The organism is Dokdonia sp. R78006 (assembly GCF_042466145.1).
Taxonomy (GTDB): Bacteria; Bacteroidota; Bacteroidia; order Flavobacteriales; family Flavobacteriaceae; genus Dokdonia.
In genome coordinates, this window is sequence record NZ_JAXHBU010000001.1 from 1,783,720 (window position 1) to 1,797,368 (window position 13,649).

Here is a 13,649-nt window from a genome sequence, read left to right on the forward strand (position 1 = left end):
CAAGCATTTTGCGTTATGGAGCCCAAAAAAATTCGTTGGTTATGGTTAACTCATTAGTAACGGCGTTATTTATTCTTTATTATTGTCTTAAGTAAAAAAAACTACAGTACAACTATAAGTTAATAATAAGCCATGCAGGCTTTCGTTATCCTACTAATGAAAACGTTACTCTCACTATTTTTAATATTTATAGGGATTTGCACATCTGCACAGTCAGAGCAAATGGTTATAAACTGGGAAGGTGCTTTAAAAATCACCCAGAAAGGTAGTACGCTAGAAGTAATGAATCTTGTGGTGAGTGAACAAGGTGAGTACACTTATAGTATGCAGTGGGATGCTAGAAATGCAATTGATCCCCAATCTTCAAAATTTGTAAATGTAAAATTAGAGCCTGTTCCTCAGTCGTGGCTCAATGCTATTGATAAAAAGCAATTATCCTCAGAGGTTAGCTATCAATTTCATACACCTAAAGCACGTAATACATATTATAGTGTATTAGAAATTTCACCTTTCATAATAAAGAACGGTCAGGTGATGAAGGTGATCTCTGGTGATGTGATGTTCGCTTTCGCGAAAGCGCAACAACAACAACGAGCGCCTCTTGTAATAAGTAATTCATTGTTGGCTACTGGAGACTACTATAAATTCTACGTGGAGGAATCTGGAATACATGCTATCAATAGAAGTTTTTTACAGAGTTTAGGAGTCGATGTAAATGGAATTAATCCTGAGCAGATAAAAGTGTATGGTTATGGAGGTTCTCCTTTGCCATTGCGTAATAGCGATAACGAGAATTTTGACCTTAGGGAAATTCCTATTCAAGTACTAGGAGGTGGTGATGGGACTTTTGATAATGATGATAGGATTCTCTTTTATGGCGAGAGTACAAGAAAATATCATGAAGAATTAGATACTCATATTAATCCATACGAGGATAGATCGTATTACTATGTAACAGTTGCTGGTGTTAACGGTTTGCGTGTGAGTACTTATGTAGAGCCATCTGGAGCTGCGGTTATCACATATGATACATATAAGGACTATCAATTTCATGAGGAGGATGAAAATAGCTTAGTAAAAATAGGTAGACGCTGGTTTGGTGAGCGTTTTAGTTTTGAGAATGAACAGTCTTTTGATTTTAATTTTGAAAATGCAGTTCCGGGACAAACAGCCACTTTGAGAGTAGAAGTGGCAGCTACATCAGAAAGTGTAACATCTTTTGATGTGCTTATTAATGGTACTTCTGTGGGATCTATTAACATTCTTGCGATAAGTGATATTGTCCTAGCCAGAGGTGGTTCTCTTAATCTAGAGGTGCCTGTGTCAAGTAATGAAATGGTGGTGACTCTCGTTTATAATAATAATGGGAACCCATCTAGTGTGGGATACCTTGATTTTATTAGTCTCGATGTAGACTCACAGTTAAGTGGTACTGGGAATCAATTTACCTTTAGTAATCCAGATGCAGGTATGCAGTCAGGAGTAGGTGCGTATTCATTAAGTAATATGCAAGGCTATACTCAAATCTGGGAAGTTACCGATCAAACAGCGATAAGAACTTTGGAGCTAGATGGGGAGCAGAATGTCTCTTTCAAAAGTTTGTTAGGTACAGAAAGAACATTTGTGGCTGTTAACCCATCTGATTACTTGACACCTTTTCGCGAAAGCGGAAATACGCAGTTGTCTAATCAAAATTTGAAAGGGACTATTTTTCAAAATAATAGCGGTGATTTTGAAGATGTAGATTACTTAATGATTACAGGTAATACCTTGTTGTCTCAAGCGGAAAGACTAGCGCAACATAATAGAAATTTTAGAGGGCTCAATGTGAAAACAGTTACACTTGAGCAAATTTATAATGAATTTGGAGGTGGTAAAGCAGATATAGGTGCGATTAGAAACTTTATAAAATATGTTTATGATAATGCATCCTCAGACGCTGGGAGATTAAAATATGTATGCCTTTTTGGCGACACCTCGGTGGACTATAAAAATCGTATTTCAGGGAATAATAATGTGATGCCTACCTATCAAACTTTTGATAGTTTTAGCCTGGTGCGTTCCTTTATGAGTGATGATTTTTATGGCTCATTAGATCCATCTGAAGGAACAATGATTGCGTCAGATAAGTTAGATCTAGCTGTAGGAAGAATTGTTGCCGATTCTCCTAGTCTTGCCGCTACGGTGGTTGATAAAATTATTAATTATGATGCTCGTGAGTCTTATGGTCGCTGGCGAAATAATTTTGTACTGGTATCAGATGATGTGGATGAGGTCTTTGAATTTGCTCAGTTGCAAGGAACTTTAGATAATCTTGGTGATCAAATAAGTGTAGAGAAGCCTTTTGTAAATGTTATAAAAATACATAGCGATGCGTTTCAGCAGCAATCATCTGCCGGGGGAGACAGATATCCTCAGGTAAACGAAGCCATTGAAAATGCCGTTGAGGTAGGTTCGCTTGTAGTGACATATCTAGGTCATGGAGGTGAAGAACTTCTCGCAGCCGAAGCTATAGTGACACAAAACGAAATTAATAACCTAGATAATGGCGCACGTTTGCCGCTTGTGGTAACTGTTACGTGTGAGTTTGGAAAGTTTGACAACCCTGAACGTCCTACGGGAGGAGAAGCATTGTTTTGGAATGCCGATGGTGGAGCAGTAGGTCTAGTTACCACGACGCGAGAAATCACAGTAACTCTCGGGGTTAATTTTAATAACTCACTAGTCGAGCAGCTATTTTCCTTTGGTACAAATGAAGTGAAAAGTGTAGCCGAGAATATTAGAGCCTCAAAAAATGGAATATCAGATCCGTTACGTAGGGTGATTTTCTTTGTAGGTGATCCAGCCATGAAACTTGCTTTCCCTAAGCCAGACATACAGCTATCTGCAATTAATGATGTGCCAGTAGGGACTGAGCTTCCTGTGTTAAAGGCGCTTGACCTAGTTAAGGTAAATGGTCGGGTTACCTCACAGGGAGGTCAAACGCTTACAGATTATAATGGCACACTAGCAGTTACTTTGTATGACAAACGTATAGATAGACAGACGCTGGGTAATGATGGTGTAGTAATAGGTGGAGAGCTCGCAATTATGGATTTTACAACCCTAGGTGCTATTCTTTATAGAGGTCAGGCATCTGTGACAAATGGTAATTTTGAATTTACATTCAGAATGCCACGAGATACTGCAATACCGCTAGGTAATGGTCGGCTTAATTTTTATTCAGAACGATTAGGAGTATTAGAAGATCAGACAGGTGTAGATGAAACTATAATTATAGGAGGTCTTAACGAGAATGCCCCAGAAGATAACCTAGGCCCTAGGATTAAGTTATTTATGAATGATGAAAACTTTGTAAATGGAGGTATTACAAACGACTCTCCTATTATACTTGCAAAACTAGAAGATGAAAACGGGATTAATACCGCTAGTGGTATAGGTCATGATATTGTGGCAATAATAGATGGTGACGAGACGAATCCTATTATAATGAATGACTTTTATGAGACAGAGGTGGATGATTTTATGAAGGGTACTGCTGCTCGTAAGATTAGAAATTTAGAGCCTGGACCACATACATTGTCATTCAAGGCATGGGATGTATATAATAATTCATCTACTGCAGAGCTGCAGTTTGTGGTGCTGGGAGATGAAGAGTTAGAACTCGAAAATGTGCTTAATTATCCTAATCCGTTTGTAAATTATACAGAATTTTGGTTTAATCATAATCGTCCTTTTGAGCCTCTTGATGTGCAGGTTCAAATTTTTACGGTAAGTGGTAAAGTGGTGAAAACCATTAATCAGACAGTCGTAACAGAAGGGTTCTTGTCACGTACAATTACATGGGATGGTCTTGATGATTTTGGTCAAGCTATCGGAAAAGGAGTATATGTGTATAAGATAACTGTTAAATCTACGTTAACTAACAAGCGGGTGGAGAAAATAGAGAAGCTCGTAATCCTCTAATCATAATCATAGAAAAGTCTATATTTGTTTTAAATGCCTCAACATATGAATAAAGTTTTTACACTATTAGGAGTAGTTTTTTGTAGCGTGTTTGCTACTAGCGTTCAAGCGCAAGATCAACCTAATACTATTACAACGGCAGTACCATTTTTAATAATAGCAGGAGACGCGCGAGCGGCTGGAATGGGAGAGCAAGGTGTTGCTACTAGTCCAGATGCATATGCTGTACAGTGGAACCCAGCTAAACTTGCATTCTTGCCTAACAAACATAATGTAGGTATTAATTATACGCCTTATCTCGGTAACCTCGTAAACGATATCGGTTTACTGCAGGCGGTTTATGCAAATCGTATTGATGATCGTAGTGCTTTTGCGGCTAGTGTAAGATATTTTAGTCTTGGTACAATCAACACGAGAAACAGTGCTCAAGATCCTGGTCTTGATGTAAAGCCTAACGAATTTTCTATAGATGCAACCTACGCGCTAAAACTTGATGATCAGTTCTCTATGGCAGTTTCTGGACGTTTCTTGCAAAGTAATCTTCGTTTGCAACAACTAGATCAATTTGCAGATGCAAGTCCAGCGAGTTCTTTTGGGGTAGATATCTCGGGTTATTACCAGTCTGAAGAGCAAGTGTATAGTAATTTTGATGGTAGATGGAGAGCAGGTTTTAATATTTCCAATATAGGGCCTAAGGTTAAATATGACGATGCTGGGCAAGAAAATTTTATACCAACCAATTTAAAACTTGGTGGTGGATTTGACTTTATACTAGATAGCTATAATAAGATTTTTGTAGGTCTTGAATTTAATAAATTACTAGTGCCTACACCGCCTATTCGTGGTCGAGCAGATACTAATGGTGATGGAGAAATCACTCAAGATGATGACGTCGTGATCCTAGCGGGTCAAGATGATGATGTAAACTTCTTCTCGGGAATCTTTCAATCTTTTGGTGATGCGCCAGATGGATTTAGTGAAGAACTTAAGGAAGTTACATGGTCACTTGCTACAGAATATACTTATAATGATGTTTTTGCGTTGAGAGCTGGTTATTTTAATGAAAGTGAGTTAAAAGGTTCTCGCAAGTTTGCAACACTAGGAGCAGGTTTTGAGTTTAATGCGATAGATGTAGATCTTTCTTATCTTTTCTCAACTGGCTCTGTTATTAGTCCTCTAGAAAGTACACTTCGTTTTGGACTTACCTTTCATTTTGGAGATGAGTACGACGAGTATTAAAACATGATATTTGCGAAAGCGAAAAAAGCTTATGAAAAAAATAAAAATTGAATCGTTTCTAGATGTGTACCCTTCAAAAGATGCACTTCCAGAAGCGATTTCATCATTAATGGATGCTGCTTTTGAGGCAAGAGAAAAAGCCTATGCGCCATATTCAGAATTCTTAGTTGGAGCCGCGTTACTTTTAGATAATGGAGTGGTAGTCACAGGAAATAATCAAGAAAATGCCTGCTATCCTGGTGGTCTGTGTGCAGAGCGTACGGCTATTTTTTATGCATCTTCACAATATCCAGATGCAGCGATGGTTTCTATGGCAATCACGGCAAGAGCAAAAGATAAGGAGACTACGGTACCTATTCCACCATGCGGTATTTGTAGACAAGCAATTGCAGAGTATGAAATAAAGCAAAAAATGCCTATTTCACTCTATTTTATGGGAGAGCGTGGAGAGGTTTTAAAAAGTGATTCTTTAGAAAACATTCTTCCGCTATTGTTTACTTCAAAATATTTATAAGGATTATTAGTGCTAGATTAGGCCTTTCGGTGTCATAAATTAAATTGTTGTTTTTGTGTTGAGTACGCTTTCGCGAAAGCTTGATCTCTCTAGTTTTAATCTACGAAACCGTTTGCGTAATTTTTCTTTGAAATCAACTTTACCATATCTTCTTAATTGGTTATTTTTGTTATTCGCTCAAAAATGTGCGGCATTTATACGCTTTTAAATGAAAAAGATAACCAAAGAAACATACCTTAATTGGTACGAGGAAATGCTCTTCTGGCGCAAGTTTGAAGATAAGCTAGCTCAAGTATATATACAGCAGAAAGTCCGCGGATTTCTTCACCTATACAACGGTCAAGAAGCGATCCTTGCAGGTTCATTGCATGCAATGGATTTATCTAAGGATAAAATGATTACGGCATACCGTAACCACGTGCAGCCTATTGGTATGGGTGTAGACCCAAAACGTGTGATGGCAGAGCTTTTTGGAAAAGCAACTGGTACTTCACAAGGTCTAGGAGGTTCTATGCATATTTTTTCTCGTGAAAAAGGATTTTATGGAGGTCACGGGATTGTAGGAGGTCAGATACCTTTAGGAGCTGGAATGGCTTTTGGAGATAAGTACAATAAAACTGGAGCGGTAACACTTTGTTATTTTGGAGATGGTGCAGCTCGTCAAGGATCTTTGCATGAAACGTTTAACATGGCAATGCTCTGGAAACTTCCAGTAGTATTTTGTGTAGAGAATAACGGGTATGCGATGGGAACATCTGTGGCTCGTACTGCAAACCATGAAGATATCTGGAAACTAGGATTAGGATATGAAATGCCTTGTGGCCCTGTAGATGCTATGAATCCAGTTGCTGTAGCCGAAGCTATGGACGAGGCAATAGAGCGTGCTCGTCGTGGTGATGGCCCTACATTTTTAGAACTTAAAACATATAGATATAGAGGTCACTCTATGTCTGACGCTCAGCACTATCGTACTAAAGACGAAGTAGCAGAGTATCAAAAAATAGATCCTATTACTCAGGTTAAAGAGACTATTCTTGAAAAGGGATACGCAACCGAAGAAGAGATCAAGGTAATGGACAAGCGAGTGAAAGCGCGTGTTGCAGAATGTGAAAAATTTGCCGAAGAAAGTCCGTTCCCAGATGTAAACGTGATGTACGATGTAGTGTACGATCAAGAAGAATATCCATTTATACCTCATAGACTTTAAGTTATGGCAGAAGTAATAAACATGCCGCGTCTAAGCGACACGATGGAAGAAGGAACAGTCGCTACTTGGCTTAAAAAAGTAGGTGACAAAGTAGAAGAAGGAGATATCCTTGCTGAGATCGAAACAGATAAGGCAACCATGGAGTTTGAATCTTTTAACGAAGGTGTGCTATTGCACATCGGGATTGAAGAAGGTCAAACTGCAAAAGTTGATGTTCTTTTAGCTATCATTGGTGAAGAAGGAGAAGATATTTCTGGATTATTAAATGGGGGTGACGCTTCCGCGAAAAGTGGAGAAGACCAAGCATCATCTTCTGATGAGAAACAAGAGACTGCAGCTCAAGATAAAGCCAATGACGAATCTTCTGATGAAGAAGAATCTGCCGATGCTGGATCAGATATTCCTGAAGGAGTTGTCGTAGTAACTATGCCACGTCTGTCTGATACGATGGAGGAGGGAACAGTTGCTACTTGGTTAAAAACCATAGGAGATAAAGTGGAAGAAGGAGATATCCTTGCTGAAATAGAAACCGATAAGGCGACTATGGAGTTTGAATCATTCCAGTCTGGTACATTATTACATATAGGTATTAATGAAGGTGAGACAGCAAATGTTGACGAACTTCTAGCAATCATAGGCCCAGAAGGAACAGATGTTTCTGGTGTGGTAAAAAACGGCGGAGCTACTAAAAAAGAAGCTCCAAAGAAGGAAGAAAAGAAAGAAGCTCCAAAAGCTGATAAAAAGGCAGATGCTCCAAAGGCAGCGCCTAAGAAAGAGAATAATACAAACTCTGCTTCTGGATCTTCAAAGCCTGCGGCAAATACTAATGGAGGACGCATATTTGTGTCTCCACTAGCAAAGAAAATTGCAGACGAGAAAGGAATCAATCTTTCTCAAGTAAAAGGATCTGGAGAAAATGGACGTATCGTAAAGAGTGATGTAGAAAACTTCACACCTAGCGCTAGCCAATCTTCGGGAGCTGGAGTACAGCAATTTGTTGCAACAGGAGAAGAAAGCTTTGAGGATATTGATAACTCTCAAATGCGTAAAGCAATCGCTCGCGGACTTGGTAAATCTAAGTTTACAGCGCCTCATTACTACTTGAACGTTGAGTTCAATATGGAGAACATGATGAGCTTCCGTAAGCAGTTTAATGTATTGCCTGACACAAAAGTTTCTTTTAATGATATGATCATTAAGGCAACGTCTATCGCATTAAAGCAGCATCCTCAAGTAAACTCTCAGTGGTTTGATGATAAAATGCGTCTTAATCACCATGTGCATATTGGTGTGGCAGTAGCAGTACCTGATGGTCTTGTTGTTCCTGTAGTAGAATTTGCAAACGAAAAGTCATTACAGCAAATTAATGCTGAGGTAAAAGTACTAGCTGGAAAGGCTCGTGATAAAAAGCTTACTATCCCAGAAATGGAAGGTTCTACCTTTACGATTTCAAATTTAGGAATGTTTGGAATTACAGATTTTACATCTATTATTAATCAGCCTAACTCTGCTATCCTATCTGTAGGTGCTATTGTAGAGAAGCCTGTGGTAAAAGATGGAAAGCTTGCTGTAGGACACACTATGAAGCTTACGCTTGCTTGCGATCACCGCACAGTAGATGGTGCAACTGGAGCACAGTTTTTACAAACACTTAAAACGTATATTGAAAACCCAGTGTTAATGCTGGCGTAGTCAATAATAAATATAGAATGATAAACCCACGCAACTGCGTGGGTTTTTTTTATCTTTAGCTTTATGAAAAATATCTTAGTATTAGTAGGAGCCCTTGTCTTAGTGGGCTGTGGGTCACCCGCTCCTTTAGTAGGTGTTAAGGGTGAAAATGTGAGTACTGCACCAGCAAGCCAAGTAACGATGGTGATGCCAGACATCAAAGAAATGAAGTCTGTAAAGAGTACGATGGAGTTTCTAGCTTCAGATGAGCTTCAAGGTCGTGATACGGGAAGTAGAGGAATTGAGATGGCTGCTCAGTTTATAGAAGCTCGCTTTAAAGATGCTGGAATCAAGCCATATTTTAAAAATTACCGTGACCCATTTGATGTTAATGGTGTGGAGGCATTTAACATTGTAGGTGTGATTGAGGGAAATGATCCTAAGCTCAAAGATGAGGTTATTATCATAGGCGCACATTATGATCATATTGGTACCGCAAAAGCTGATGGTGATGATACCATCGCAAATGGAGCAAATGACAATGCTGCTGGAACAACTACAGTACTTGCACTTACAGATTATTTTACTAAAGCAAAGACTAATAAACGTACTATTATATTTACACTATACTCTGCCGAGGAAAAAGGACTTTTAGGGTCAAAAGATTTGTCTAGTAGACTTAAGGCTGCTGGTATTGACCTTTATACGATGATAAGTATTGAGATGGTAGGAGTGCCTATGGTAGGTAAAGATCACTCGTTATATGCTTCAGGATATGAGAAATCTAACTTTGCAGAAAAGTTTAATGAATATGCTGGTGAGAAGGTTATTGGATTTCTTCCTAAAGCAAAAGAATTTAATCTTTTCAAACGTAGTGATAACTACCCTTTCTTCTTAGATTTTAATATTCCTGCGCATACCATTTCCTCTTTTGACTTTACAAACTATGATCACTACCATGGCGTAGGTGATGAGGCAGATAAAATGGATATTGATTTTATGGAAGGACTTATCAAAAAGCTAATCCCAGGAATCACTGGAATGGCAAATAGCCCTAACAAAGAGATTAAAATGAACTAATGAAAAGAATCATAATTACAGGCACGAGTAGAGGGATAGGTTTTGAGCTTGCAAAGAAGTTTGCAAAAGAAGGGCATCAAGTACTTGCGCTTTCGCGAAAGCATACTCCTTGTGCAGATTTAAATTTACAGAATCTTACTGCATTTCCATTTGATATAACAGATGCTTCACACTTTCAAAAAGTAGTAGATTTTATAGAAAGTGATTGGGAAGGAGTCGATGTGCTCATAAATAATGCGGGTGCTTTACTTAATAAGCCGTTTGCTGAGACTACCGTTGCAGATTTTGAAATGGTGTACAAAGTAAACGTCTTTGGCGTTGCCGAGTTAACGCGAACGGTACTTCCATACATGACCTCTGGTGCACATGTAGTAACGGTCTCTAGTATGGGCGGAATACAAGGAAGTATGAAGTTTCCAGGTCTTGCAGCTTATAGCTCAAGTAAGGGGGCGGTAATCACATGGAGTGAATTACTAGCAGAAGAATATAAAGAACAGGGAGTAGCATTTAATGTACTTGCTTTAGGAGCTGTACAAACAGAAATGCTAGAAGAAGCATTCCCTGGATACCAAGCGCCGTTGACGGCAATACAAATGGCAGATTATCTATCTAATTTTGCGTTAACAGGAAATCAATTTTACAACGGTAAAGTGTTGCAAGTTTCTGCTAGTACGCCGTAAGTAGCAAGTAATTTTAAAAACGATTTATAGTTGACGTGGTAGAAGTCCTCAAGAAATATATCCCAGAAAGAGCGGCTGCTCCAGTTTTTGCATTAATAAAGGAACATGCTGTTTATCTCAAGATTGTAAATGAGCGGGTAACAAGGCACGGAGATTATAGAATACTGGCAGATGGACAGCACCAAATCACCGTAAACGTAAGTCTCAATCAATACAGGTTTTTAGTCACTTTAGTGCATGAAATAGCGCACTTAGTTGCTTTTAAAAAGTATGGGAGAGCGATAAAACCTCATGGTAAAGAATGGAAACATACGTTTCAATTCTTGATGTTACCCTTTATAAGGCCAGAAATCTTTCCAGCAGATTTATTACCTTATCTAGCAAGGCATTTTAAAAATCCTAAAGCGAGTAGTGATACAGATGCTCATCTTTCTGTAGCGCTAAAGAACTATGACCCACCTAGTGATAAAAATTATATATTTGAATTACCCATGGGATCTACATTCCAGATTTATAATGGGAAGATATTTAAAAAGGGTAAAAAACGTGTAAAACGTTATGAATGCATAGAGGTAAGTACAGGTAGAACATATCTATTTCAGCCTAACGCAGAGGTAGACATCATAGATTAGAAATTATGGAAAATACTAAGAATTATTACGCATTGTTAATGGCTGGAGGTGTAGGCTCTAGATTTTGGCCCGTGAGTACTCAGGCTTTTCCAAAACAGTTTCATGATATGCTTGGCACCGGGGAAACCTTGTTGCAAAAGACATTCAATCGTCTAGCTAAGATTGTTCCAGAAGATCAAATTCTCATACTTACAAATACAGATTATAATGATCTCGTAAAGGAGCAGCTCCCTAATATCAAACAAAAAAATATTGTTCTTGAGCCTGCAATGCGTAACACGGCACCTTGTATCCTTCTTTCTGCATTAAAGGTGGAAAAAGAAAATCCTGATGCTGTGATGGTCGTAGCTCCTAGTGATGCGTGGATAGAAGATGAAGATGCCTTTGTAGAAGATCTTCAGAAGGCTTTTGATGCAGCTCAACAAGAAGAAACTATAGTCACTTTAGGTATACAGCCTAGCTTTCCAAATACTGGTTACGGTTATATAAATTATGATAAAAGTGATAACGCTTTCGCGAAAGCGGTAAAACGTTTTACAGAAAAACCAGACTATCCTACTGCCAAAGAATTTGTAGCAAGTGGAGAATATCTCTGGAATGCTGGTATGTTTATATGGAGTGTAAAAACGGTCGTAAACAGTTTTAAGTCTTTTTTGCCGGATATGTACAGTTTACTCAATGAGGGTAATGCGGTGTATAATCTGCCAGAAGAGCAAGATTTTATAAATGAAGCGTACCCCAAAGCAGAGAATATAAGTATTGATTTTGGAGTGATGGAGAAGCATCAAAACGTAAAAGTGGTTCCGGCAACTTTTGACTGGAATGACCTAGGTACTTGGGGATCTCTTTATGATAAAATGGAAGGGACTTCTGGAAAAGATGCCGTTGTAAATGCGCGCATAATCGCAACAAATACCTCAGGAAACATCATTAGAACTGCTAGTAATAAAGTGGTAGTAGTAGACGGACTTAAAGATTATATAATCGTCGAAAAAGAAGATGTTCTCGTTATTGTGCCTAAAAGCAAGGAGCAAGACATCAAAGAAATACGCAATGAGGTGCAGTCTAAATTTGGTAATAACTTAGGATAGTGGAAAACAAAGATAATATAGGGGCAAATCCAGATTCAAAGCCCAGCGAACTCAATATTGATCCTAACGAGGATATGAGAGATGAGGCAAAGGGTCTCTGGGAAAGTATAAAAGAATTTTTAAGTGATCTTCTTGATATTAGAGAAGATACAGATAGATCTACCACGGTAGAGGCTATTCGTAAAGACATACCTTTTAAAGGTCATAATGCGTGGATTCTTATTTTTTCCATTTTTGTTGCGAGTATTGGACTCAATGTAAGTAGTACCGCTGTAGTAATAGGGGCCATGCTTATAAGTCCGCTTATGGGACCTATAGTTGGTATAGGGCTTTCTATAGCTATAAATGACGCTATCATGATGAAGCGATCATTTGTAAACCTTGCAGTGATGATAGTGCTAAGTGTGCTTACGGCCACCTTATATTTTAGTTTATCACCGGTTAAAGAAGTAACGCCAGAATTAATGGCGCGTACTTGGCCTACTATATTAGATGTGTTTATTGCAATTTTTGGTGGTCTTGCGCTTATTGTTGCTAAGACAAAATCAGGTACTATTGCTAGTGTGATATTTGGTGTTGCAATTGCTACCGCCTTAATGCCACCACTATGTACTGTAGGTTATGGTCTTTCTCAATCCATTATAGGCAACAGTGAGGGGCTTTATTGGGCGTTAGGAGCATTATATCTTTTCTCCATTAATGCTGTGTTTATAGCACTTGCTACATTTACCGTATCAAAACTTCTCAAGTTTCCGCTGGTAAAATATGCAAACCAAAAGACTCGAAAGCGTACTACGCGTATGGCAACTCTTATTGCTGTATTAGTTTTAGTGCCTAGTGTATGGACATTTTTAAGATTACTTAATCAGCAAATCTTTATAACCAGAGCAAAAGCTTTTGTTACCAATACAATCAAGTACGAGGGAGCAGAGATTGTAAAAGAAACCGATGATGCAGAGAAGAGACGTATAGATATTTACCTGATAGGAAAGCTAGTGCCGCAAAATCTCATTACCCAATGGGAGGATGAGTTTAAAAAGACCGAAGATTGTGAGAATTGTACCTTAGTCGTACATCAAGGTGCAGATCAAAGTGGCGAACTCGCAGCAAGATTAAGTACAGAGGTACGCTCTGGTATTCTTGAAGATCTATATGTAAAAAATCAAGAAGCAATGACTTCTAAGGATGAGCAAATTCGTCTTCTGGAGAATGAGGTGACCCAGCTTCGAGGTACAGCTTTACCATTTGCGTCTATGCGCAATGAGGCAAAGATTAATTATGATGGGCTTAAACGATTTGGTTATGCTACAGAGATTACTACAGACTTTTCTGGAGGTATTGATACCTTAACGGTAGTTCGAGTAGAATGGGCAGATAGCTTGTCTCAAAGCGTAAGAAATAAACAGCAGCAAAAACTAGGGCAATGGATAAAAGAGCGTTTTAGTCTTGATACCGTAGTCGTAAATGGTAATGTTTGGAGAAAGAAATAAAATTACTGTTCTTTAGTGTATAGGACAGTTTCTTAAATACCTAGGTATAATATTAAAGCGCTATAATTCTTTATAATGG

At 38.5% G+C, this 13,649-nt stretch carries 10 protein-coding genes; all 10 read left to right on the top strand.

The window, feature by feature from the left end; all coding sequences use genetic code 11:
• Window positions 1–156 precede the first annotated feature (156 nt).
• The 10 genes from porU (at window position 157) to SJY37_RS08030 (ending at window position 13,570) form a co-directional block, all read left to right on the top strand.
• A complete protein-coding gene (gene porU, locus SJY37_RS07985; protein WP_298326901.1) occupies window positions 157–3,966 on the top strand; it encodes a type IX secretion system sortase PorU in 3,810 nt (1,269 codons plus the stop codon).
• A 45-nt stretch (window positions 3,967–4,011) separates the two neighbouring features.
• Complete coding sequence (porV, locus tag SJY37_RS07990) at window positions 4,012–5,205, top strand: type IX secretion system outer membrane channel protein PorV (protein ID WP_298326898.1); 1,194 nt, start codon at window positions 4,012–4,014, stop codon at window positions 5,203–5,205.
• A gap of 31 nt (window positions 5,206–5,236) precedes the next feature.
• Complete coding sequence (locus tag SJY37_RS07995) at window positions 5,237–5,719, top strand: cytidine deaminase (protein WP_298326895.1); 483 nt, start codon at window positions 5,237–5,239, stop codon at window positions 5,717–5,719.
• Between the two features lie 208 nt (window positions 5,720–5,927).
• Window positions 5,928–6,926 carry a pyruvate dehydrogenase (acetyl-transferring) E1 component subunit alpha gene (gene pdhA / locus SJY37_RS08000; RefSeq protein WP_298326893.1) on the top strand — a complete coding sequence of 333 codons (999 nt, stop codon included), beginning with the start codon at window positions 5,928–5,930 and terminating at the stop codon, window positions 6,924–6,926.
• Between the two features lie 3 nt (window positions 6,927–6,929).
• Window positions 6,930–8,618: a pyruvate dehydrogenase complex dihydrolipoamide acetyltransferase gene (locus SJY37_RS08005; protein ID WP_298326890.1), complete on the top strand. Its 1,689-nt coding sequence runs from the start codon at window positions 6,930–6,932 to the stop codon at window positions 8,616–8,618.
• Between the two features lie 63 nt (window positions 8,619–8,681).
• Window positions 8,682–9,677, top strand: a complete 996-nt coding sequence (locus tag SJY37_RS08010) for a M28 family peptidase (RefSeq protein WP_298326888.1) — start codon at window positions 8,682–8,684, stop codon at window positions 9,675–9,677.
• Entirely contained in the window at window positions 9,677–10,357 is a 681-nt protein-coding gene (locus tag SJY37_RS08015) for an SDR family oxidoreductase (protein WP_298326885.1), read from the top strand. The genes SJY37_RS08010 and SJY37_RS08015 overlap by 1 nt, the downstream gene beginning before the upstream one ends.
• 35 nt (window positions 10,358–10,392) lie before the next feature.
• Window positions 10,393–10,989, top strand: coding sequence for a SprT-like domain-containing protein (locus SJY37_RS08020; protein ID WP_298326882.1), 597 nt, complete (start codon window positions 10,393–10,395; stop codon window positions 10,987–10,989).
• A gap of 5 nt (window positions 10,990–10,994) precedes the next feature.
• Complete coding sequence (locus tag SJY37_RS08025; protein WP_144783105.1) at window positions 10,995–12,080, top strand: mannose-1-phosphate guanylyltransferase; 1,086 nt, start codon at window positions 10,995–10,997, stop codon at window positions 12,078–12,080.
• Window positions 12,080–13,570, top strand: coding sequence for a DUF389 domain-containing protein (locus tag SJY37_RS08030; protein ID WP_298326878.1), 1,491 nt, complete (start codon window positions 12,080–12,082; stop codon window positions 13,568–13,570). Before SJY37_RS08025 ends, SJY37_RS08030 begins: the two co-directional genes overlap by 1 nt.
• The last annotated feature ends 79 nt before the right edge of the window (window positions 13,571–13,649 follow it).